At 42.6% G+C, this 24,781-nt stretch carries 22 protein-coding genes; 3 read left to right on the forward strand and 19 right to left on the reverse strand.

Annotation, left to right across the window (positions count from 1 at the left end; all coding sequences use genetic code 11):
• Window positions 1-3 precede the first annotated feature (3 nt).
• The 16 genes from AC6I3O_RS16580 to AC6I3O_RS16655 all read right to left on the reverse strand — a co-directional run bounded on the left by AC6I3O_RS16580 (window position 4) and on the right by AC6I3O_RS16655 (window position 17,659).
• On the reverse strand, window positions 4-4,617 hold the full coding sequence (locus AC6I3O_RS16580; RefSeq protein ID WP_497851855.1) for a GBS Bsp-like repeat-containing protein: 4,614 nt from the start codon (window positions 4,615-4,617) through the stop codon (window positions 4-6).
• A 95-nt stretch (window positions 4,618-4,712) separates the two neighbouring features.
• Window positions 4,713-6,410, reverse strand: coding sequence for a GBS Bsp-like repeat-containing protein (locus tag AC6I3O_RS16585; RefSeq protein ID WP_497851856.1), 1,698 nt, complete (start codon window positions 6,408-6,410; stop codon window positions 4,713-4,715).
• Between the two features lie 276 nt (window positions 6,411-6,686).
• Entirely contained in the window at window positions 6,687-6,872 is a 186-nt protein-coding gene (locus AC6I3O_RS16590) for a hypothetical protein (protein ID WP_497851857.1), read from the reverse strand.
• A gap of 244 nt (window positions 6,873-7,116) precedes the next feature.
• Window positions 7,117-7,362, reverse strand: a complete 246-nt coding sequence (locus AC6I3O_RS16595) for a hypothetical protein (protein WP_497851858.1) — start codon at window positions 7,360-7,362, stop codon at window positions 7,117-7,119.
• Window positions 7,363-7,516: 154 nt separating this feature from the next.
• Entirely contained in the window at window positions 7,517-7,876 is a 360-nt protein-coding gene (locus tag AC6I3O_RS16600; protein WP_497851859.1) for a P-loop NTPase family protein, read from the reverse strand.
• 178 nt (window positions 7,877-8,054) lie between these two features.
• A complete protein-coding gene (locus AC6I3O_RS16605) occupies window positions 8,055-8,438 on the reverse strand; it encodes a GtrA family protein (RefSeq protein ID WP_497851860.1) in 384 nt (127 codons plus the stop codon).
• 35 nt (window positions 8,439-8,473) lie between these two features.
• Entirely contained in the window at window positions 8,474-10,066 is a 1,593-nt protein-coding gene (locus tag AC6I3O_RS16610; RefSeq protein WP_497851861.1) for an AAA-like domain-containing protein, read from the reverse strand.
• Between the two features lie 78 nt (window positions 10,067-10,144).
• Window positions 10,145-11,062 (reverse strand): nucleotidyltransferase family protein, encoded by a 918-nt coding sequence (locus tag AC6I3O_RS16615; protein ID WP_497851862.1) that lies wholly within the window; start codon window positions 11,060-11,062, stop codon window positions 10,145-10,147.
• Between the two features lie 371 nt (window positions 11,063-11,433).
• On the reverse strand, window positions 11,434-12,057 hold the full coding sequence (locus AC6I3O_RS16620) for a hypothetical protein (RefSeq protein ID WP_497851863.1): 624 nt from the start codon (window positions 12,055-12,057) through the stop codon (window positions 11,434-11,436).
• The gene (locus tag AC6I3O_RS16625; RefSeq protein WP_497851864.1) at window positions 12,014-13,285 is read right to left on the reverse strand and encodes an ABC transporter permease; all 1,272 of its coding nucleotides are present in this window, start codon (window positions 13,283-13,285) and stop codon (window positions 12,014-12,016) included. Before AC6I3O_RS16625 ends, AC6I3O_RS16620 begins: the two co-directional genes overlap by 44 nt.
• Window positions 13,279-14,163: an ABC transporter ATP-binding protein gene (locus tag AC6I3O_RS16630; protein WP_497851865.1), complete on the reverse strand. Its 885-nt coding sequence runs from the start codon at window positions 14,161-14,163 to the stop codon at window positions 13,279-13,281. Before AC6I3O_RS16630 ends, AC6I3O_RS16625 begins: the two co-directional genes overlap by 7 nt.
• 186 nt (window positions 14,164-14,349) lie before the next feature.
• Window positions 14,350-14,742, reverse strand: a complete 393-nt coding sequence (locus AC6I3O_RS16635; RefSeq protein ID WP_497851866.1) for a protein-export chaperone SecB — start codon at window positions 14,740-14,742, stop codon at window positions 14,350-14,352.
• 9 nt (window positions 14,743-14,751) lie between these two features.
• The gene (locus AC6I3O_RS16640) at window positions 14,752-14,991 is read right to left on the reverse strand and encodes a hypothetical protein (protein WP_497851867.1); all 240 of its coding nucleotides are present in this window, start codon (window positions 14,989-14,991) and stop codon (window positions 14,752-14,754) included.
• A complete protein-coding gene (locus tag AC6I3O_RS16645) occupies window positions 14,988-15,575 on the reverse strand; it encodes a poly(ADP-ribose) polymerase family protein (protein WP_497851868.1) in 588 nt (195 codons plus the stop codon). The genes AC6I3O_RS16640 and AC6I3O_RS16645 overlap by 4 nt, the downstream gene beginning before the upstream one ends.
• A gap of 183 nt (window positions 15,576-15,758) precedes the next feature.
• Window positions 15,759-16,991 carry a HAMP domain-containing sensor histidine kinase gene (locus AC6I3O_RS16650; protein ID WP_497851869.1) on the reverse strand — a complete coding sequence of 411 codons (1,233 nt, stop codon included), beginning with the start codon at window positions 16,989-16,991 and terminating at the stop codon, window positions 15,759-15,761.
• Window positions 16,979-17,659 carry a response regulator transcription factor gene (locus tag AC6I3O_RS16655; protein ID WP_497851870.1) on the reverse strand — a complete coding sequence of 227 codons (681 nt, stop codon included), beginning with the start codon at window positions 17,657-17,659 and terminating at the stop codon, window positions 16,979-16,981. The genes AC6I3O_RS16650 and AC6I3O_RS16655 overlap by 13 nt, the downstream gene beginning before the upstream one ends.
• Window positions 17,660-18,051: 392 nt before the next feature.
• Here AC6I3O_RS16655 and AC6I3O_RS16660 point away from each other — a divergent pair, with 392 nt between their 5' ends.
• The gene (locus tag AC6I3O_RS16660) at window positions 18,052-18,678 is read left to right on the forward strand and encodes a pseudouridine synthase (RefSeq protein ID WP_497851871.1); all 627 of its coding nucleotides are present in this window, start codon (window positions 18,052-18,054) and stop codon (window positions 18,676-18,678) included.
• On the opposite strand, the gene AC6I3O_RS16665 is transcribed toward AC6I3O_RS16660, so the two are convergent.
• Genes AC6I3O_RS16665 through AC6I3O_RS16675 form a run of 3 tightly spaced genes read right to left on the reverse strand, consistent with a single transcriptional unit; the run spans window position 18,675 to window position 22,694 of the window.
• Window positions 18,675-21,374, reverse strand: a complete 2,700-nt coding sequence (locus AC6I3O_RS16665) for a YfhO family protein (RefSeq protein ID WP_497851872.1) — start codon at window positions 21,372-21,374, stop codon at window positions 18,675-18,677. The genes AC6I3O_RS16660 and AC6I3O_RS16665 overlap by 4 nt on opposite strands.
• A complete protein-coding gene (locus AC6I3O_RS16670; protein WP_497851873.1) occupies window positions 21,355-22,320 on the reverse strand; it encodes a glycosyltransferase family 2 protein in 966 nt (321 codons plus the stop codon). Before AC6I3O_RS16670 ends, AC6I3O_RS16665 begins: the two co-directional genes overlap by 20 nt.
• Window positions 22,308-22,694 carry a hypothetical protein gene (locus AC6I3O_RS16675; protein WP_497851874.1) on the reverse strand — a complete coding sequence of 129 codons (387 nt, stop codon included), beginning with the start codon at window positions 22,692-22,694 and terminating at the stop codon, window positions 22,308-22,310. Before AC6I3O_RS16675 ends, AC6I3O_RS16670 begins: the two co-directional genes overlap by 13 nt.
• 60 nt (window positions 22,695-22,754) lie before the next feature.
• On the opposite strand from AC6I3O_RS16675, the gene AC6I3O_RS16680 reads away from it, so the two are divergent.
• Together AC6I3O_RS16680 and AC6I3O_RS16685 are read left to right on the forward strand one after the other, a co-directional pair.
• Window positions 22,755-23,015, forward strand: coding sequence for a hypothetical protein (locus AC6I3O_RS16680; protein ID WP_305085201.1), 261 nt, complete (start codon window positions 22,755-22,757; stop codon window positions 23,013-23,015).
• Window positions 23,002-24,720, forward strand: a complete 1,719-nt coding sequence (locus AC6I3O_RS16685; RefSeq protein ID WP_304523303.1) for an IS66 family transposase — start codon at window positions 23,002-23,004, stop codon at window positions 24,718-24,720. The genes AC6I3O_RS16680 and AC6I3O_RS16685 overlap by 14 nt, the downstream gene beginning before the upstream one ends.
• Window positions 24,721-24,781 lie beyond the last annotated feature (61 nt).

Consider the following 24,781-nt stretch of genomic DNA (forward strand, 5'->3'; position numbering starts at 1 on the left):
TTTCTACTTATTCTTCAACTCTTTAATCATCGAAACAATATCATTGCCATAATTAACTGCCGTAGCCCATCCTAACCCATTTGGATTCTCTTTTTGGCCAAGATAACTTACATATGGCGCACACCCTCGTTTTACCAGTCCAAATCTTGGATCAACCGGATCGTTTACCAACGGTTCCTCACTTCCATATGCTTTTAAATGTTGGATCTGGGCTCTAATCCCTGTTCTAACATCAGGAAAACTAGCGCAATTGCCTTGCGCATTGCCATCCAAAGCACCTATACCCGCAAAATTAAATTGTTCAATTTTTACGATTCCTTTATACTGCAACCATCCAGTTTCTTTCATTGCTTGAGTAAATGCTACCTCTGCTCTTACCCCTTCTACCTCTGCCTCTTCATAATACATTTGACAAAATTCTCTTAATGTAAGAGCTCCGCCCATTCCTAACTCAATAGCTGGATATGGCTTCTTACTAGCCTCATAATACCTCATCATCTGATCAACCGTCGTTGTTGTCTCACCCATAATTGTATATGGCAGTACCTGTTGAGTGATACTGTTCGTGAGCGTTCTAACTCTATTTTGCGAAGAAACATAGATATCAATCTTATAAAGACCAAAATGATAATTGTGATATTTCGGGTCAACATTCACCAAATAATTCCCATCTTTTTGTTTTTCTGCTCTATACCATTTTATATCACTCTGATTTCCAGCACACCATACCGGCACTTCTACATAATCAACTCCCGATATTGATTGCGGCTTGAATATCATCACTTTGAAACAACCTGTCCCTTCATCAAATTCTTGTATCTCAGCCTTCGAGACTTCTGCTTCCGATACCGTAAATGTAGTTGAACCAATAAACTTCATATTCCCATTTAGTAATGTGGCATATACATGTACATTATATTTTCCTCCCAGCTTATGTTTACGAATGTCTGCTGTCGCTGACCATACACCATTTCCTTCATTTTTCCCTGGATACCATATGATTTCATTTTGTTTGCTTCTTTCATTCCATGTTGCAAACTGCACATTTCTTATTGTCCCAAGTGTACCTGTATTATTTACTTCTAACTCATATAAAGTTTCTTTCCCATTTGAATCTACAGCACTAACCTTCATCTCTGGTAATTTTACTATTTTTTCTGGTGCAATTCCCGCACAGCCTCTTGCCCCATTTCCCATTGTAGCATACGTATGTATTTTATACGGACCAGCTGAATAATTATGATTCGCTATGTTCACTGTTACTTTATAGCTTCCATTATTCTGCTTCTTCGCCTCATACCAACGTATATCACTCTGGTTTGACGTACTCCAAACCGGTACTTCTACTTTTGTTACACCTGAAACCGCTCTAATATCTGTGAGTATTATATCAAACGTTCCTTCCTTTTCCTGATAATCATTTACCGTTATATTCAATGTAGGGGATGAAACTAAAAACTCCGCCGCGCCAAGATATTTCATATTTCCATTTGTCAATGTAGCATATGCATGTACATTATATTTGCCTACTGTTTTATGCTTTCTTATATCTGCTGTAGCTCTCCATGTACCATTGATCCCTTTGCTACCTTGATACCATATTATATCATCCTGCCCTCCCTGTTCACTCCATGTCGCAAACTGCACACTTCTTATTGCGCCAAGAGTTCCCATATTAGTAACCTCTAAATCAAATAACGTTTCTTTTCCGTTTGTATCTGCAGCACTAACTTTCATCTCTGGCAGTTTTATCATTTTTTCCGGCGCAATTCCCGCACAGCCTCTTGCCCCATTTCCCATCGTAACATATGTATGTATTCTATATGGTCCAGATGAGTAATTGTGATTCGCTATGTTCACCGTAACTTTATAACTTCCGTTATTCTGCTTCTTTGCCTCATACCAACGTATATCACTCTGATTTGATGTACTCCAAACTGGCACTTCTACTTTGGTCACACCTGAAACCGCACGAACATCTGTAAGCACTATATCAAACGCACCTGTCTTCTCCTGATAATCATTTACCGCTATGCTTAACATAGGGGATGAAACCACAAACTCTGCCGCACCAAGAAATTTCATTTTTCCATTTGCTAACGTAGCATATGCGTGAACATTATATTTCCCTACTGTTTTATGCTTTTTTATATCTGCTGTTGACGTCCATATACCATTTGTACCTTTACTGCCCTGATACCATACTATATCATCTTGACCTCCTTGTTCACTCCATGTTGCAAATTGTATATTTCTTACCGTCCCAAGCATCTCCACATTAGTTACTTTAAGTGCATATAACATTTCTTTTCCATTGGTATCATATGCACTAACCTCCATTTTGGGCAATGTAACCGTTTTTTCTGGCGCAATTCCTGTACATACACGCACCCCGTTTCCCGTCGTCGTATATGTATGAATCCTATATGGACCTGATGAATAATTGTGGTTTGCTATATTCACTGTTACTTTATAGTTACCATTATCTTGTCTCTTAGCTTCATACCATCGAATATCACTCTGATTTCCCGTACTCCAAACTGGTACTTCTATTTTAGTTATACCAGAAACCGACCGAATATCTTTAAGCACTACATCAAATTCCCCTTCACTCTCTCGATACTCACCAACTTCTATCTTCAACGTAGGGGACGATATCATAAAAGTTGTAGCTCCAAGAAATTTCATATTTCCGTTTTCCAACATAGCATACGCATGTACATTATATTTGCCTGCTGTTTTATGTTTTCTTATATCTGCTGTCGATGTCCATGTACCACTAGGATTTTGTTTCCCTTGATACCATATAAGATCATCTTGACCTCCCTGTTCACTCCATGTTGCAAACTGTACATTTCTAACCTCTTTAGGCATCTCCTTAAACACAATAGAAAGTCCATACTGTGTTTCTTTATTATCAATCGCTTTAACAGAAAGAGTGCTATTTATATCCTTAGATATATAAAACGAAGCTTTACACAGTGAAGCTCCTGATGAATTAAATGCTTCCACATAATATTGCCCACGTGAATTACCAAATTCTTTTATATTAAAATTTATTGTGTTTCTACCATCTTTTACAGAGTACTCTTTTATATTATTACTATCATTCCATATTTTAACTTTCGCATTAGTACCCAGACCATTCACCTTAATTTGTCCGGTTCCTTCGAAATCGTCTTTATTTTCAATATTAATACTTGCCCCTTTTGTCAAATTAAAATAATTCGCAATTCCTGTTGCATCGGCAACTCCTAATTGTTGTAGGAAAATATCCTGCCAAAGTTTTGCAGCATCATCATAATTTGAGATAAAGGCGTGTTCTACAATGATACCCGGGAATCCATTAAGCTTGCTATTGCGAATGACAGAATAATAGTCTGATGTAGAACCATCTGGGTATTTAGAATTATCATCCGCATTTCTTATTGTAATTCCTCGGTCTTTCAGTCCCAAATCTACTAATTGCTTTAATATATCAGCAGCTAAATCCTTACCTTGACTATGTATCTCCGGATTATAATTATTATTAGGATAGAAGACTTCCACACCTTTCGCCGACCCATTTGTACTGGCATTAATATGAATACTTACAAATACATCTGCTCCCCAATTTTTTGCTTTGCTGACTCTTTCTGACAATCCTACGTATACATCGCTATCTCTTGTCATATAAACATCAACGCCATTATATTTATCTAATTCAGCTTTACAATATTGAGCAATCTTGAGAGTAAGATTTTTCTCTAACAAACCATATCCTTGTGCCCCACCATCTGTTCCTCCATGTCCTGGATCCAATACTACAACTACATTTTCTGTTGATTTTCTTGATTTTTTTTCTGCCTTTTTCGATCTACTTTCCGTTTTTCCAATATCTTCAACAGTTTCCTCAATTGCTTCTTCGATATCTACTCCTGCATTTTCCACTTTATCCGAGTTAACTTCAACTACTGATATATCTATACCTTCTTTACTAAATTCCGTAGTATCTTCAATAGATGTCTCATATCCAGAATAATATTCATTCACTCCAAAATTTGCATCTATTCCTATTTTATCTAATTCTATCACCATCTCTGTTCCATCTTGAATATAATGAAAACGGGATAGATGGTATTCCCCACTCTCCTCATCCAAAAAGCTATACCTAAATAAATATAGAGCATTTTCATTTTCGCTCAACTCTAATTCTAGTATGCTTCCATCTGTTTTTTCACAGACTAGCCGAACGTCTGATATATTCTCTGTGCCATCACCAAATGATACAACTAATTTTTGTTCTTGTGGTGTTTGGAGATATGGGTACTCTACACCAATATAATTAATAAGCCCTTGATTCTCCAATGATGATTTTGTTTTTTCCTCCTGTCCTTGTTCCTCTTCAATCTGATTTTCATCCAAATCTCCTTCTTCATTCGAAACTTCTTCAGCCACTCCCTTTTTTTCAATCGTTTCATCCACATTCTCTTCATCAAAAGTTACATCTATTTTATTTTCATCCGTAACTCTCTCTGGTTCCACTTCTGATGCTAATGCATGACTTGGTAGTATTAATGTTCCTAATAATACAACTGCTAGAATACATGCAATCTTATTCCTTACCTTTTTAACCATTTTTACTCCTCCTATGAATGCTTGTTTAAATTTATCCGCCCATTACCTATCTAATTATATATCAAAACAAAGAGCAATTCAAGAATTCTCACCAGCTACCTAACATTTCCTATTGCCTCTGCAATCTTATACTGCTCTCCTGCACCGTCGATTACATATGCATGAATATAATACTGACCTGACTGATAACTAAAATTTGAAAGGTCAATACATACATAATAACTGTTATCTTCCTGTATTTCCATTTGTATCCATTGCAGATCACTCTGCTTTTCATCTTTCCATACAGCCACCATAATATTGGCAACTCCATTTGGAATATTTTGGAATTCCGCCACACTTACAGGCAACCCCCCTATTTCTTCTTCATATTCTCCCACAATTATATCCGCTTTGGGTCCTTTTCCCTCTCTTACCAATAATTCCTGCTTGTTTTCATCCAAAGCCGCAATTTTTTCCAATAATGTAGATTTCTTTTCAAGTTCTCGCTTTTCTGCCTCTATTCCAAATCTTTCAGTCAATGTCTGCTTACTAGAAAAGAGATTTGTTCCAAGACCTAAACGATCACCTTCTATCTCCACTCCTAATGCGGCCAAAGTGGTTGGAAAATTATCAAATGTCGTATAACACCTTTCTTTACTCGTTTCTAATTCTGCCGCTGAATTGATATATGCCGTATATACTCTTCGTACATATTCATCATCTACATCCTCACAAAAATCAGAATCCATTGTAGGATGATCGCCGACTATAACAACCGTTGTATTCTCATAAAAACTTTGATCTTGAATCCACTTTATAAATTCTTCAACCTGCCTACTAGAACACGCCATTACATTTGCGTATGGATTATTCCTAAACTGCTTTGGACACAATGGGCAAGGGCAACCATCCTCGAAATGTGTATCCGCTGTCAACATCGTCAGATTAAAAGGTTCCTCATCACCAGCAAGTTCTCGTAGCTTTTCTTTTGCAAATTCAAACAATTTTCGATCTTCATACCCCCACCATATCTTATAATCCTCTGGTATCATCGCCATCTCCTGAGCATATACATAATCCATAAACTCATAATTTCCATGCTCATCAAAATACAACCTTCTACCTCCAAATGTTGCGTCAGAACCAATTAAAAGTGTCTGACGATACCCAACATCCTCTAATATATCTCCTAATGTAATAATACCATTAAAAAAAGTATCTTGAGTATCCATGCTATTTCTTTCTATAGAGATACTTAAAGGAAGACCTGATGTATGAGCAAACATAGCACCCATAGTCCATGTTGTTCCAGGCATAGAATACGCACCATTCAACTTGCTACTCTCTCCTGAAAAATCTTGATTCTCCTGTGCCAATCCTGTCAAATCAGTAATTACGTTTTTCTCAAATGCTCCTCCATTTTCAATGTCTGCATATGTTATTTCCATTGATTCCAAAAATATGTAAATCAAATTCCGCTTCTTTTCGGGAAAATTCAATGTTACTTCTGCTGGATCTACGTAATTATCATCTATAAACGTAGAATACGTCCCTTGCGCTTCCATATACCCACCTGCATCTAATTCATTCCAGGCTCCATATATTACCTTTGTTGACAGTATCAGCGAAACAACTACTCCCCCTCCCATCAAGACAAAATATCTCTTCTTATTATGCCACGCAAGGAACAATATCACCGTTAATATTAAAATCAATACCGCCGGGGCAACACACACGCTCAGATACTCTTTTATCATCCCTTCATTCGTCCCCTCTAACGGCGCTGTCAGATGAAACATCAACTCATCCATAGTCAAATTGCTCCAAGTATCAAACATCCATTGAATGCTGAAACATATTATCGTTGCCAAGACCATCATAACGATCGACAGGATAGTCCCTAATATTATTATAACCTTTTTCGCTATTTGAATCCCCCGCTTCATGTTTCCTCAAAAACTCCTTGTCTCCTAGTATCTATACTTTTTATCCCAATTATTTCCTGCTAAATGTATATATTATACTATAACCGGTCAATATTGTCTAACCCTAAATTCAGGAAATCAATATTTTTATAACAAAATCCATCATACAACAGCCTCAATCAACAACTTATCCCCCACCCTAATCTCTTTTAACCCAATCTCTCTCTTCTTAAAATTAAAACTAAGCATATATCCTTTCATCAATTCAAAATAATCCAGATACCCCATAAGCTGCTTTTCCCCTCGTTCATGGTATGCATTCCCACGCCAGACCTTCAATTCGCGCATAAATCTCACTGCCCTGATCCCTGTAATCTACCTGAAACCTGTGATAAAGGCGCGTTTCAAATATCCGATTCGCAATCTGCACCGTCGAATCCTTCACCTTCACGAAACCAAACATGAGCGCATCTCTGACCGCCGTATCATCCGGCGCATAGGCAACCGGCTGCCCCTGAAAAAGCTAGCGAGATTAACTCCGGAAACTGCCCCAACTTATTCACCAACGAATCAAACAACGGATTATTCTCTTCTAACAATATCTTACGGCTGCCAAGCATCCTTTCTTCGTCCACACACTGGCCTTATCTTGAAACTCTTCCGTCCCTGCAAGACACTCGTCCATCAATTTGCAGAGCCGCGACACCAGATAAGGATAACCGGACGTATCATCATATAACATCTTTGCAATGTGTCCAATCTCCATACCCGTATGATAATCTGCCTCATATTCCTCAAGCATTCCCACAATATCATCAGCCGAAAAACTCATATCCACTAGAAAATCCGCCGCAATATTCCACGGGCTGTTCTCCTTATGGGTTTCATCAGGCCTCAGTTTCCGCCGAATATTACGGATATCATAGACTCCGGCAAGTATGACGGAGCGGAACGTCGGTCGGGATTACATCGCTGTCATGATAAGCTGCCCTTTATTGTGCAAGGAAATCCAGAAATACCTGATTATTTGCCGCAGTATCGACTTCATCTATAATAAGCACGAACGGTCTTTCCGACTGCCCGCACCATTCGCTAAAGCAGGCAAACAACTCTGCCATACGGGCGTATTGGTTCCTATTGTCTGCCAACTGAAGCATTTTCTCCTTCATTTCCTTTGGGACGCATCCTTTTTTGGTTTCCCTTGCAAATGCATGGACAAATGCATTTCCATTCGCGAACTCGTCAGACTCTATGTTTTGAAAATCAAAGCTCAAGACCTGATAATCCCTTTTTAGATATTCTGCAAGCGAACGTAATACTGTCGTCTTCCCATATTGCCTTATTAATAACAAAATATTCCCCATCATCTATCATCTGTCTGATTTCTTCAAGCCTAAATAGAAGATTTACCATATAATGCTTATCTGTCCTGCATGGACCACTCACGTTAAAACATCTTGCCATTTTACCATCCACTTTTGCCTACCCCATTTTCACCAGACACTTTTTTTCGAGCATGCCATTCTCCTTCTACTTCTCCAAAATGAATTTCCTTGTAACAAAATTATATACCATCACAACCAGCGTTACCCCAATCTTGGATAGCATATAATGCACATACAGCTTATCTACACACACCCACATTAATATCTGGTTAATTCCCAGCCCAATAACACTTAACATGATAAAGACAAGAAACTCCACAATCTTATTCTTATTCTTGTCCGTTTCAAACACAAATGTAAGGCTTAAAATATAATTAACCATTACCGACACGGAAAATGAGATACCGGAAGACACCAGATATGGAATCCCCCCCACTTCCGTCAGAAATATCATCAGACCGTAGTCAATCCCAAAGCAAAGAACTCCCACGAGCCCAAACTTCATGATCTGCCCTATCAGTTTCTTCATCTTACTTCAAATAACCTCTCTGGATGCAAAACCCGTCATACAACCGCCTCAATCAACACCTTATCCCCCACCCTAATCTCTTTTACCCCAATCTCTTTCTTCCTATTAAAATTAAAACTAAGCATATACCCTTTCTTCAATCCAAAATAATCCAGATATCCCATAAGCTGCTTTTCCCCTCGTTCATGGTATGCATTCCCACGCCAGACCTTCAATTCGCAGACCGATTGCTCCCCACAATAATCAATAACCAAATCCATCCGTTCCTGATTCCTAGTCTCCGTCTCCACATAACAATTCCCACTTCCATTTATAATCGGCTTTAGAAACAACATAAAATATCTCCTGCCTTCCTCTTCAAGAAAGCTTTCTCCTCTGTCGCCATACAAATAGTTAAAGGTTTCCACAAATTTCTCCAGAACACGCCTGACATCTAGATGCCCCGCAACAATAAACTGGTTTTTCTGCCGAATGCCTTCCGCATAAATCTCACTGCCCTGATCCCTGTAATCCACCAGAAATCTATGATAAAGGCGTGTTTCAAATATCCGATTCGCAATCTGCACCGTCGAATCCTTCACCTTCACGAAACCAAACATGAGCGCATCCCTGACCGCCGTATCATCCGGCGCATAAGCAACCGGCTGTCCCTGAAAAAGCTGGCGGGATATGACCGCATTTAACTCCGGAAACTGCCCCAACTTATTCACCAGCGAATCAAACAACGGATTATTCTCTTCTAACAATATCTTAACGGCTTTCAAGCATCCTTTCTTCGTCCACACACTGGCCTTATCTTGAAACTCTTCCGTCCCTGCAAGACGCTCGTCCATCAATTTGCAAAGCCGCGACACCAGATAAGGATAACCGGACGTATCATCATATATCATCTTTGCAATGTGTCCAATCTCCATACCCGTATGATAATCTGCCTCATATTCCTCAAGCATTCCCACAATATCATCAGCCGAAAAACTCATATCCACCAGAAAATCCGCTGCAATATTCCACGGGCTGTTCTCCTTATGGGTTTCATCAGGTCTCAGTTTCCGCCGGATATTACGGATATCATAGACCCCGGCAAGTATGACAGACCGGAATGCCGGAACTATATCGCTGTCAAGATAAGCTGCCCTTAACTGTGCAAGAAAATCCAGAAATACCTGATTATTTGCCGCAGTATCGACTTCATCTATAATAAGCACGAACGGTCTTTCCGACTGCCCGCACCATTCGCTAAAGCAGGCAAACAACTCTGCCATACGGGCGTATTGGTTTCTATTGTCTGCCAACTGAAGCATTTTCTCCTTCACTTCCTTTGGGACGCCATCCATACGCCGCATCCTTTTATTGGTCTCCCTTGCAAATGCATGGACAAATGCATTTCCATTCGCGAACTCGTCAGACTCTATGTTTTGAAAATCAAGGCTCAAGACCTGATAATCCCTTTTCAGATATTGTGCAAGTGAACGTAATACTGTCGTCTTTCCATATTGCCTTGCCTTATTGATAACAAAATATTCCCCATCATCTATCATCTGTCTGATTTCTTCAAGCCTCGATTGAAGATTTACCATATAATGCTTATCTGGTCTGCATGGACCGCTCACATTAAAACATCTTGTCACTCTGCCATCCCCTTTTGCCTACCCCGAAACACAGGACTCCCACTGCCCCGAACTTCATAATCTGCCCGATCAGTTTCCTCATCTTTCCTCAAACAACCTCTCAGGGTAGATTCCTTTCTCTATCAATCCCTGTACCGCCTCGATGACTGCCGCCTTGTCCTCCTGATAAGTGACCCCGAACCACTGGTCATGCGACCGCAGGACTTTCACCTCTGCCTTTCCTTCTTTCAGCAGCTGCCCGATAATCGCAGGCAGCAGATATTCTGCCTTGGCCTCTTCTTTCTTCACATTCTTTAAGAATTCTGCAAACCCGTCTTCCAAAACCCCAAAAAATTCCGGCTGTAATCCCCACATATTCATGGACACCGGCGAGTCCAGATCAAGCCGGATCTCCTCACCGTTCTTCACCGCTACGGCATATCCGTCCCTGCCTTCGATCTCATAAGTCTCTTCAATCTCCCGCAGCATATGGCTGTCGTCTACTTTACAGACGCCTCTGGTTACGGTTCCGTTCAGGCTCAGCGTATTTTTAAGCCGAAACCCTACCATGCTGATATCCATACATCCGTGGGGCTTCACCAGTTCGGCGTACGCCACCCGGTACGCTTCCTTCCCATAATAATCATCCGCATTGATAACAAGGAACGGCTCATGCACCGCATCCTTACAGCAGAGGATTGCCTGTCCCGTCCCCCATGGCTTAGTCCTGCCTTCTAGCTTCTCCCGGAACTGCTCAGGGATGTCTTCCAATTCCTGATACGCATATCCCACTTCCACGACTTTCTCAATCCGGTTCCCGATAATTTCTTTAAAATCCTTCTCAAGACTCTTCCTGATTACAAATACCACCTTATTGAACCCTGCTTCCATGGCGTCATAGATGGAATAGTCCATGATAATCTCGCCGTTCGGCCCAATAGGCGCCAACTGCTTGATTCCCTGCCCAAACCTGCTTCCGATACCTGCTGCCATGATAACTAATGTCACTTTCTCCATATTCATTCTCCATTTTTATACATATTTTTTACCACATCGCTTGCTATTTTCAATCTATCTTCAATCGGTCTATCTTCAACCCGTGCATTTCTTCGAGATTTATAACCTACTCCCATTCACATTCACATTCACATTCACATTCTTTCTTATTATACTATACACATTCCAGTTTGTCTAATCTTAGTATACACTCTTTTTCACTCTTTTCACACCCTTTACATTCTCTTTTTCTTAAATCCTATTTTACGCGCCACTTAAAAGATATACCAAACGCCGGTTACGGATACGCATCATAAAACGAATACATAAATAAAAAGCAACAAATTGCAGGGTCATTTTCAATGAATCCCGCAATTTATTGCCTTTTTATCTTACCCTTTCCTCCTGCACCTAAGCCAAATCCCCGCTCCCGCCAATAAAGCCGCCCCCACGGCAAGCCAGATCTTCTCTCCATAGCTCCCTCTCGCCATCGAAAACGGATAGAACATCCGAAGCCACTTCTCCCCGCCTCCAATCGCCGCAATAAAATAGACCATCGGAGCCATGTACCCAATCACCAGATTATCGCACAGCCCATAAAAGAACAGCCCAAGGCCTCCCAAAAACAGCATCTCCGCCAGCGTCCCTAAGAAATACTTCGCCGCCGGGAACTCGCACCCATTATGCATAAGCATCCACACATACAGCCAAAGCAGGACCGCAAGAATTAGCACATTTCCCAATAACCTCACAAGATAGACCGACGCCCCGCTCACATACTTCGTATAGACCAGATCCCGGATATCGCGGTCCTGCTCCGGCAGGAAAACCGGCGGCACCAGCACGATCCCCATCAGCGCCGCATACATCTCCAACACCTTCGCCGTATCCTGCGCCCCAAGATTCGCCACCCCCATCAGAAACGGCGAAACCAGAAGCATCAACACACAGATAAGGATATGGAGCGGTATATTATACTTCAGATTTATTTTTTCGATTTGCAAATATTTTTCCACGAATCTGTAACCTCCCTTTCCTCTTCTGTGTATAGACCAACGCCGTAAAGACCATCAGTATCACCCCTACCGCAACATACATAATCCGATTCGCAGCAAGCTGCGCAAATCCGTCATGGAATCCCTGCCAGTTCATCGGCGTATTATGCCTGGGCGCCAAATTCCAGCCATAACTGCCGCCGCCAAGATCGTCAATGCCTCCAAATACCGCCATGAACCACCAAGCTCCTTGAACCAGGACTGCCGCCGCAGTATCCGTAAGCTCCGTAAGGAACATCCCCACAGCCGTCACTGCCATAATCGTAGGCAGCAGCCATCCGAACGTATATTTCACAAATGCCAGCATATCCACGGCAATCCCCGCAGTCTGTGCATAACTCATACATTTTGAAATCGGAACCAGAGACAGGGCAAGCACAGGAATCGTCAGCATCACCACCATCGCCAGATAGCGGCTCGCTATAATAGTAAATGACGGGCATTTCCGCGTATAAATCAATTCCTGCATCATCGAGCGCCGGTCACGCAGCCCCCGGGTCACGGCAAGGAACACCGGCAGGATTCCAAGAAAGATTACCATATAATCTGAAAATAATCTCGCATATCCTCCTGTCAGCCGGTCTTTCTGAATCAACGTGTCGTATTCCTCAAGCGCATCCTCATAGGTCATAGGAATCTCGGCGCTGTTTTCCCGGGACGTTTTGTTATAGTCAGAGCCTCCCCCTAAAATCTCATCTACTTCGTCCATAAGTTCCCCAAACCGACCATAATCCAATCCTTCTACCGGTTCTACTTTCAAGGGTTCCCGATAGACAGGCTCGCCCTCATGGACAGAATCTTTGCCCTCCTGCTGTGCGGCATACCATTCCTCCACCGTCTTCCCTGCCTCTTCACGGTTATGGATTCCCGTCGTTTCGTCCAGAATCTCGGCAATCCGCCGGTCATCTGCTTCGTTCAATGTCACATTTTTATAAAAGCCAATGGGATAGGTCGTATAGCTCTCCCGCCAATATTCTTCCGTCAACTGCCCCAGCGTACTCTCCATAATCAATTCCGGGTCGCTGCTTTTCAGATTCCCATAACCTTCCTGACCGGGTTCTGGTTTCTGACTAATCTCCATATCGCCAAGCTGCGAGGTGAAATCAAAGATGAGTACCAAGACGATAAGCCAGTAAATGAGGCTTCTTGCGGTCTGCTTACATTCTTTCAGAAATAACTGCCCTAACATTCTGCCTCCCCCCTCTCCGTGTGCATCAGATACATGTACGCATCTTCCACCCCGGCTTCACAGAGTTTTGCCGATGCAAATGGTTTCTCTTCTGCAAGGAAACGTGCCATCACATTATTTCCCAAAGTGAGCATGCTGGTTACAATATATTCTTTTTTCAGAAGTTCCAGCTCTCTCTTACTGATTTCCGCAGAGTATACCTTTCCTTCCGTCATGGCAATCAAATCCGATACCGTTCCCTGATAGATCACGTTTCCCTCGTCCAAAACCGCGATATCTTCACAGGTTGCCTCGATATCCCCTACGATGTGAGTGGACAGGATTACGATACGGTTTTCTGCAATCTCACATAACAGGTTACGGAAACGCACCCGCTCCTCCGGGTCTAAGCCTGCCGTAGGCTCATCCACAATCAACACTTTCGGGTCGTGGAGGATTGCCTGTGCAATGCCAAGCCTGCGCTTCATCCCGCCGGATAAAGCCTTGACCTTCTTTCTCTGGTCATTCTGGAGATTCACCCTTTCCAGAAGCTTAGGGATTCGGCTCCTGCGCTCTGCCTTGCCAAGCCCTGACAGCACTCCCAGATAATCCATCGCCTCGTACACGGTCATATTGGGATACATGGAGAAGTCCTGAGGGAGATATCCTACGATTTTCCGTACTTCCTGCGGACGCCGGGTGCTTCTTGCACACACGGACACTTCCCCCTCTGACAGGGGCAAAAGCGTTGCGATTACCTTCATCAGCGTGGTCTTTCCTGCGCCGTTCCTGCCAAGAAGCCCGAACATGCCGGTTTGGATGGTCAGGTTGACGTCTCTTAGCGCCTGTTTCTTTCCATAATATTGATTCAGATTCCTGATTTTAATTGTAGTGGACATACGCATCTTCCTTTCAAAATTGCACTTTGTAATCTTAAAATTATCATAACGCGTAAATCCCTACATTTTCTCTACAATTAATTAAGAAACGTTAAGGATAAATGGAATTTTCTCCAAAAATGGATATTAAAGGTATACAATTTTAAAAGGGCAGCTACCTTTTGAATAGTAGCTGCCCTATAAAAATTACTTATTCTTATCATTTATCATGGCTATAATATTCATTGCCGGCAACACTATCGGAACCATTCCCGGTTGTGTTGTGATAATAGATATATAACTCCTAATGTAAGGAAACATGATTGCAATAGTATTCTTCTCAAGTATATCCCTATTCTTTTGTTGGGTACGAAATATTGCTTTTCCTTTTACATTGATATATATATATTCATTCACATCTGAAACGCTTGTACTTAATATAATTTCATATCCGTCTTCTCCAATATTTTTTATATTATGGTCTACACGAACATTCAATTCTAACCCTTCCAGAGAAACATCTTTTTTCCTAAATGTGCTTTCTGTAATTTCAATTTTTTCTAAAACAAGAGGGCTTTCATAATCAGAACTAATTTTCATAATAGCCTCCTAACATGCAATTGCAAAATCTTCCTGCAAAAAATATGCCTTTGATATAACATTTGCATCTAATTTCTCGCCAGAGTATCCAAAAGTCTGGCAAGACTTATTAAAAACCCGATTCACATCTTCGTTTGTTACCGCATGAACTCCGTTTCTGTCTTTAAGCATAGGTTCATTTGCACTATCACTTAACTCAACATTGTACCTTTCACATAAAGTAAAAAATAAATTTTTGTCAAACATCATATCACCTCGTCTTCCTCGCTATAAACCATTTTTGTTGCTTTAATACATTCCTTCTTTGAGACGCATATCTGTCTCTCGTGAAATCTGATATTAATAATATTCATGATTTTTCTTTGTTTTTTTAATTCTTCTAAACTTCTTTTCGCCGTATAGCCTGCAGCATCTTTTTGGAAAGTTCCTATTATGACTGATATTCCGTTCTTTTCTTTATAATAATCAAAAATAACTGAACGAAGGCTCTCCTCTCTAAATATAGGCATCTTCCCATAACACTCCTTTTTTATATCTTCCAATACACTTATGGTCTCCGTCAAAAAACAATCAAATTGACTTTTGTCATCTAGATTGAGAACTTTTTCATCAGCAGCCTCGATAAGCGACTCAAAAATCACACCTCCGCAATTATTATTTTGCGATGAACTGTTTGCAGCCCACCATAGTGCCTTATCATAATCATCGAAATAATATACGCCTTGACCTAACCAATGGTCACTTCGATACTTACATTTAGCAGGATCAAGTCCTTCCTTGTCTATATTATGCCGGTACTTAGCGCAGGTTCCATGATACCCAACTTCTTTCATTGTTCCTTCTTCCTAAGCAATTTACAGTTATTTCTAAAATATTCTATGAAACTAGACATAAATCATTACTGTCAGTATATCATTTTTTATTTCTAAAAGCAATGTAAAGAATTTAATTGGATTATATATCATAAAATAAAAAGTATCTAAGCCAAGTATATGCAAAATTATCCGGCTTTATGTTTAGAGGTTACATTGGCAGACGAATGATGCCGTCACCACTGCCCCGCCCCGGATACTGTTAGCGACATCCAGTGTTCCTCCATGTTTCTTACAGAATTCCCTACAGATATGCAACCCAATCCCAAAATGCTCATCCATTTCCACGCTGTCGTGTTCCTTATGGTACGGTTTCAGCGCTTTTATCAACTGCTCTTCCGAAAAACCCTTTCCGTCATCCCGGACAACCAGCAGAAACTCCATTTTCTGCATATCATATTCTGAAATTACTTCAATCTGTGTCCCTGCATACCGAATCGCGTTGGAGAGCAGATTCTCCAGAACTTCCATAATTATATTTTCGTCCGCCTGTACCCGAAGCCCGCCGTTGTCGCCGTCTTTTAAAGTACATCCCCGATAAAATATCCCGACATCTCCAGCCTGCCCAAGGGCAAAGACCACTTCCTGAATCTTTTTCCCAATGCTTCCAAGCCGGATTACCTCCGGCGAAAACGGGACCTCATCAATACTCCGAATCCCTTTCATCGTACGGCTGTAATTCTCAAGCCTCTTTAAATGTTCCGACATCAACGCCAGCGTGTCCGCCATCTTCGCTTCGCTGATTTTCCCCTCAGGAAGATACCTCGCCAGAAAATCTGTATAGCCCTTGAGTACAGTAAGGGGAGTACGCAGGTCATGAGCAAATGCGGCGTTCAATTCCTTCTGCCGCTCCACCAGCATCCACATCTCTTCCTTCCCCCGCACCAGCTCCCTCCGCATATCCTCCACAGAATCACACAGGCTTCCCAGCTCATCCTCGCTGTCGTAATGCACATGGAAGTCAAGATTATTTCCCCGAATCTGCTCTACACTATCCTCCAGAATCCTAAGAGGCGACGCCAGCCGTTTTTGATAGAAAATGAAGATCGTCACGACCATTCCTGCAAATGCGTAGAAATATGGACACCACACCCGCACAAAATCCAGAAGCAACAGCTTTCTGCTGTCCGTCCCTGCCTCAAACGTATAATCAGTTCCCCATAACGGGCCTTTCTTGTAAATGACCTCTACAAAATCTTCCCTCTCATGGTTGGCCCACTCAGCAATTTCCCACTGCCAGCACAGAACCATGGTCAGGTAAGAGAGGATGAACACAATGGCTGCCAGCACCAGGATATACGCAATCATCGCCTTGCGAAAGGACAGGTTTCGGATATGCCTTGCTGTCTTTTCTATCTTCTCCTCTAACCAATCCATCGGTATCCTACACCCCATACAGTCTCTATATATACATGCGCCGTATATTTCCCAATCTTGCTCCGCACTCTCCGGATATGCTCCATGACAATGCTGCTGTCTGCATTCCCGTCGAATCCCCGTACCTTCTCATACAGCTGTTCTTTGCTGAACACCTGTCCCGCATTTAACGACAGTATCTCCACCAGCCCGTATTCCGTCTTCGTCAGGCTAAGGGGCTGCCCTTCGTAATATACGCACCGGTCGCCATAATGTACCGCCAGCCGGTCAAATATCTTTACGGCCCCATCCGTCTTTTTCCGTTCCTCCCGCCTAAGGTGCGCTTCGACTCTCGCCCCCAGTTCATCGATACTGAAAGGCTTCAGGATATAGTCGTCCCCGCCTATCATCAATCCCCGTATCCGGTCTGATTCCTCAATCTTTGCAGTCAGGAACAGAATCGGGCAGGAGACATGGAAACGAATCCGCTCGCATACCTCGAAACCGTCCAGCATGGGCATATTCACATCCAGAAGTATAATGTCCGGCTTTTTATTCAGCTGGCCCAGTACTTCCAGACCGTTCTTTGCTTCTATTACCTGATAATCTTGGATTTCAAAATAATCCTTTAACAATTTGACGATGCCTGGCTCATCGTCGGCAATTAAAATTCGTCTTTTTTCACACATAATTCTAATCCAATAAATATCCCGCTTTTTTCATTAATTCATCCACCTCATATCCTGGTTCTGCGCAATCTTCAATCATCAGGCTATATAGTTTCCCAATATCCAGATAACTCAGAACCGTATATTTACATTCCGTAATGGTATCAAAATCTCAACTGTTTTTCAATTCCCGCCTTCCCCAGCGCCTTAGTTATTATCCCTCTCCTGTTTTTCGTCTGGCGTGCAATATATTCAATCAGCGAACACACATAAAAATAACCATTTTTTTGATTATATCATAAAAAAAATAATAACACTAGACGCGTAATTTTTATACTTGACAATCTTCTTTATTTTGTTTAATATTTACAAACAAATTACATAATGGGATAACTCCATAAGACTGAGGTACTATGCAAGAAAAATATCATTTTCCACAAGGGCTTCACACCTGCCCCTCTTACCATTACTATATGTTCCACAAGCCCTACGGCTGTGTCACAGCTCACAGGGACGACCGTTTCCCCACCGTCATGGAATATTTCACCGAACTGCATAACGACCGGCTCTCCCCTGTAGGGCGGCTTGACCGGGAGACGGAAGGGCTGCTTATCATAACCGACGACGGAAAATGGAATCAGCGGATGACCCACCCGGCATACCAAAAACAAAAGACCTATGAATTTACTGCATTAGGTGAATTAGACAACGAGAAACTTCGTGCACTCCAAAATGGGATTTTGTTAAATGGCTCGGATATACCCACACGGCCTTGTCAGATTACCGTTACCGGTACTTCTGTGTTATCCGAGATTATGCCGATACTCCATCCGGAAGTCAAAAGGGCTATCGGTAATAACCGCCCCTGCCATCCAGTTATCATGGGTAAAATCGTGATTACGGAAGGCAGGAAACGGCAGATTCGCAGAATGATGAAGGCTGTCCGCTGCTGTGTGGTTGCCTTGAAACGTATTTCGATTGATAATATTGTGTTAGATGAAAATCTGAAACCGGGGGAATGGAAAGAATTTTCCCCTTAAATCGTTTCACCCCGCTTTATGCGGTGGGGTGTTAAAATCCCATTTAAAAAAAACATCACCACTCCCAACATCGACAGAATCTTCCCCGCCTTCGCACCCGGCGCATGGTATATCATCCTGATTTCATGCTTTCCCGCTCCAATCCGAAATCCAAGGAACGCCGTGTTTACCTCTTCCGTTCCTACCTGTTCTCCGTCTACCAAAACCTCAAAACTTTCCTCGTATGGAATCGTCGTAATAAAATACCCCGGTGTTTCAAACTCAATCGTCCCTTCAATCCGGTTTCCTTTCGTCCTTTCCCGATTTATTTGAAACGCAGACTGGTACAAATCCTCTTCCCTGACCGGCAGTCTCCCGATATAAGCTTTGACACCCGTTATCCCATAGTTTCCCTTCCCAAAGACCATTTCCAACGTATCCTGTCCGTCCTCCACCGGAACCGCATAGGTAAATTCTGTATTCCCGTTATAATAGAAATGGCTTCTTGCCGTCAGTTTATTCCGTATGCCTTCCACCCAGACTGCAACATCCTTCGACGGTTTCTGGTTCTCTATCTGAAAGCGCAGGAACAGGACTCTCTGCCCTTCCTCTCCTTCCTGAGAAACAGGCAGCTCCATCCGGACCGTCTTGTCAATATCCGAATCTATCTCATCCGGCAAACTAAAATCAACCGGGCTTGCCATATCACTGATCCTATTATCCAGAGAATCCTTGTTATTCCCGGCAGGACGCACCGCCGCACCATCCTTCACCACCGCATATTCAAGTAATGCCAATTGATTATACGGGAAATCCAATTCCCGGTAGCTTTCTTCCGAAATGACACGTTCTGTCCCATATGCGACCGGGGAAACCTGCGTATTTTCATATACCTTCCATTTGCCAGTATCGTCCCCCAGTTCCTTTTTTCCCTGGCCGCTGCACTTTACGGCTTCATATCCCGGAATTTCCTCCTTTGCCGCCACATACTTTACCCCCATGAATCGCTGGTACACAGGATTATGTACCGCAGGCTGCATCAGGAAATTCCGGAAAGGTTCTTCTAACCGAAACGTTTTCTCCCGAAATTCCCTGTATCCTTCATGATAAGAAGAGGAATAGACAGAGGTTGAATATTGCCCCATATCCCATATCCGGTTCAGGTTCGCTGCATTTTCAGTATCTTTCCCTAACTGTTCTGTCCGGTAGAAGCCCTCTTCTTGACCAGTCACTTCCTCTATCCTTTTTCCGATATTGGAATCCGTCATCTCCTCATAAAATTCCCGGTCAAGGGGCCTGTCTGCCCTCGCATGGACTGCATGGCCGGATACGGCCAGAAACAAAATCGATGGGATCAGCAATATCATAGTGTAATCCATCCCCCTACGGGCCGGGTGGACTTCGTCCAACAAAGTATAGATAATAAAACACACTAGCATGAATACACTGTCCGCCAGCAATAGTTTCCAATATTTCCTTATATCCCCCTGCTGCCGAGTCAGATAAATCAATACGACAGTCAATACATATGGAAAAATTTTCATGCCAATCTTCCTCAGCCGGCTTTGCAAGTTCCTTCCGGCATCTATCCCTTCCTCCGGCATCTCCAACCCGTCAAGATAATACGCCAGAATATAGCATAACAGCGGCAGGAATGGAATCATCACCTTATCCCGTATATACAGCCCCCCATTTAGCAGATATGCGAAGACCGGAATAGTCAGTACTATCCCGCAGCTTAATGCCAGTACACGCTCATGCCATTTGTTCCGGAAAATCATAGCTGTCACAGCCGTCACCCCAAGGGTAGTCATGCCAATCCCATAAGGCGAATAGCAGAATCGAAGCATTGACAGTTTTGGTATCAGCAATTCTTCTACATGGGCCGCTGCCCCTGTCCCTTCCCTTCCTGTCAATGCAAATGCCGTTGGGAGCAACAGAATCCCACTCATCATCACAGCGATCACAAAATGCAGTGAAAACCGGATTCCATCCGACAAAAAGCATCTTAACGAAATCATAATGGACGAAGTCCCCCTGCCCGGCGGACATGCATTACCGTGTACCCTTGGGTATATCATCATCCACCGATGAATCCCATACAGAACCAACGCCAGCATCCCGCCGATACTAAAGTAAAAACTGGTCATGATCATCAGGAAAATACTGACAACCAGCATCCCTCCCCGCTTCTTTTCAAAGTATCGATCCACGCCCATCATTCCCGCCAAAAGAAAAGGCATATAATTCACAAACATAATCTGATTATAGGAATGAAAAATCATAGGTCCCGACAACAGAAACACCACTGCCGCACCGACACAGATTTTTTCCGGAAATCCCCTTTTTCCAAGCCACCGATACATCAGTATGACCGAAGCCGCCAGAGCCAATAGCTGGACTGCCATCATATAGTCTGACATTTTCACGGATGGAAGCAAGTAGGACGGCAGCAGCAAAGGGTTATAAAGCCCATAGTAGGCAAAATGATAAATATTCTGCCCGCCTCCGATATTTGCCGCAAATTCCGGAAATAATTCCCCCGTCTCATAGAACTGCTGCCTGAAATAATCCGGCAGCACACTGTGCTGGCTGATCCAATCAACTTTCGCACCGAACACCCCATATCGAAAGCAGAACAGATAACAAAATCCCAACGTCAGGCCTGCCAGAAGACAGCAGGTTCCAATTTTCCTGCTATACAGACGCCGCCTCATGCCCATTTCCCTCCTTCTCATCGCTGGAATCCTTCAGGATAAAAATCGGCCTGTGCTTCGTCTCCAGATAAGTCTTAGACAAGTACTCCCCTACGATTCCCGTACAAAAGAGCTGTATCCCGCTCACCATAAAGATAATGCACACCAATGAGGGCCAGCCGGACACCGGATCGCCCCAGATTAACGTCCGGACAATAATCACCAGTATCATAAAGAACGACAACAGACAAAAACAGACTCCCACCACCGATGCCAGCGACAAAGGCGCTACCGAAAAACCTGTAATACCCTCCAATGAATAGGTAAACAGTTTCCGCACCGACCATTTCGTCTGCCCTGCGCAGCGTCCCACATTCTGGAACTCCAGCCATTTGGTGCGGAATCCCACCCACTCGAAGATTCCTTTGGAAAAGCGGTTGTATTCGCTCATCCCAAGCACGGCATCCACCATTTTCCGCTTCATCAGCCGGTAATCCCGGGCCCCGTTCACAATCTCTGTCTTGGAAATGCGGTTGATAAATTTATAGAAACTCTCCGACAGGAAGGAACGGATCTTCGGCTCACCTGCACGGGTAGAACGTCTGGTGGCCACACTATCGTAATCTTCCTCGTTGAGAATCCGGTACATTTCCGGCAAAAGCCCCGGAGGGTCCTGCATATCCACATCCATCGTCGCGACATAATCGCCGCTGGCATTTTTTAACCCTGCATAAATCGCCGCCTCTTTCCCGAAATTTCTGGAAAACGACAGATAACGGCAGCGTCCGTCCGTCTCGTTCATTTCCTTTAATATCGAAAGGGTTCTGTCCGAAGAGCCGTCATCCACGAAAATCAGTTCAAATTCTTCCTCCGGCATCTCCCCCATCACCTTGCACATCGCACGATAATACACCGGAAGAGCCTCTTCTTCATTAAAACATGGAATCACAACACTTATTCTGCCCATCTTACATACCTCCTGTTTCTTCTCCTTGATGTCATAGGGTACTTTCCCATATTTTTCCCTTCATGCACATACTTTACACGGCATCCCTTAAGAAATGGGTTACTTTTCACACCCACGCCAGTAATAGGCTTTTTAGAAAGTGTTGGTAAATGTGCTGAAATTAAAAAAAATTTTATCCACAGTAAATGATACATTTGAGGACAAAATGTTATTAACATTTTGTCCTCAGATATTTCTTGTGGATAACATTTCCTCTTTTCTGTTTTTCGTCTTAAACCCCCCCTTCTCACATCTCTTTCTGCGTGGTTTAATATCCATTTGTCTTGAAAAATCAACAATTTATCCCTGGCAAAATGACGAATGCCAGATTTCATTCATTCGCTTTTTTTCCAGGTTTCTGCTATACTTTTTTTATTACAAGTGCGGAGGCAGCAATGAGTAAAGAAACATCACTTATAAAAAAATATGAATTACAGATTTCTAAATTGGAGAATGCTCTTAAAGAAGCAGAAAATGTAATCCGAATCCAGGAAAAATGTATTCGGACTTCGGAAGAGCTTCTTGAACAGAAAGAAGAATATATTTCCATGCTGACATTACAACTGGAAGAGACAATAGAATTAAGCAGAACGATGGCACAGGTATTAGATTCCCGCCCTAATTCATCAAAGGAGATTACAGATGAATCCATTTGAATATACAAGTGCATTACAGTACAAAGTGAAATCACTGGCACAGCAGATCGCCGAATTTAAATCCGGCGAGAGATACCAAAAATTAGAAGAAGAATATAAGAGTATTATTCGGAAACTTGAAAAAAATATCCGGGAATTAAAACAAGAATTAGCACAGGCACGTAAGGAGATCCGGTCTGTCCGTAATCAATGGATGGAAGCAAATGATGATCTTTACCACGAATGCCAAAAAGAACTTGACAGGAAAGACCGTCTCATTGCAAAGCTCAAAAAAGAGAATCTGGAAGTTGTTCGCCAGAGAGATGAAGCATTAGATAAATGCCGTGATATAAGACAGGAATTCTACAGGGTAGGGGCTGAACTGGAGGAAGAAAAAGGCCTGAACCAAAAACTGACTGCGCAGGTCAATATGGATTTTGAGAATTCATCCATCCCCTCTTCCCAGCAGAAACCCGGCAGGAAAAAAATCCCGAACAGCCGGGTAAAAACTGACCGGAAACCGGGCGGACAGCCAGGCCATGCCGGACACCGCAGGAAGCTCCATGCCGTAACAGAGACACATGAAATCCCTGCACCTGCAAAATACCTGGATAAAGAGAATTATTATGAGACGGGAAAAATCATTCGGAAACAGAAAGTGGTCATCCAGATGTCTGTAGCGGTCATGGAATATACGACAAAGGAATACCGTGACAAAAGAACCGGAGCCCGTGTACATGCTCCATTTCCAGAAGGATATATCAATGAAGTGAACTATGACGGGACGGTGAAGGCACTTGCCTTTCTCCTGAGCAATGAATGCAACGTATCCCATGGAAAAATAAGAAAGCTAATCTCAGAATTGACAAAAGGCGAGATCGAACTGTCCGACGGCATGATCAATGGTCTTACCAGGGAATTTTCAGCGAAAACAGCGGAAGAGAAAAAAGAGATTATAAAGAAACTAATGCAGTCTCCGGTCATGAATGCAGATTTTACAAACGCATCTGTAAATGGGCACAGTGCGCAGGTCCTTATACTTGCATCCCCGATTGCAGATGTGGCACTTTATATAGGCAGGGAGAAAAAAGGGCATAAAGGAATAGAAGGAACGCCGCTGGAGAATTATGTTGGGATTGTCTTGCATGACCATGACAAGACATTTTACCATTATGGAACAAAACATCAGGAGTGTACCCAGCATGACTGCCGCTATCTGATCGGCAGCGAGCAGAATGAGCCGCAGCTGGAATGGAACAAGGAGATGCACGGATTGTTCCAGGAGATGCTGCATTACCGAAATGGGTTGGGGGAGAAAGAACTTGATCCGATAATTGTTGAGGGATTCGAGAAAAGGTATGACGAAATCCTGAACAAGGCGGAGAAAGAATATCAGGATGAGCCGCCGACGGAGTATTATAGGGAAGGGTATAATCTATTTCTCCGGTTAAGGGAATATAAAGAAAGCGAATTATTGTTCCTGCATGACAAACGGGTTCCAGCCAATAATTCCCTATGTGAAAGATTGGCAAGAGTCTATAAACGAAAACAGAAGCAGGCAATTACTCTGCGGAGCCAAGAAAGTTTAAACGATATTTGTAATGGCTTAAGCATAGTCTATTTGTTACGCTCACAAAATGTAGATGTATATCAGAAGATATCAGAAATATATGAACGGAAACGCCCGCCCAAAATAAAACAGGAAAAGGTTGTTGCTAAAGCTTAACGCCAAAGCAGCAACCTTTTTTATTATACAGATGGCGTGGGTGTGAAATGTAACAGAAATG

It is taken from the genome of Sporofaciens sp. St.21A7, assembly GCF_059728535.1.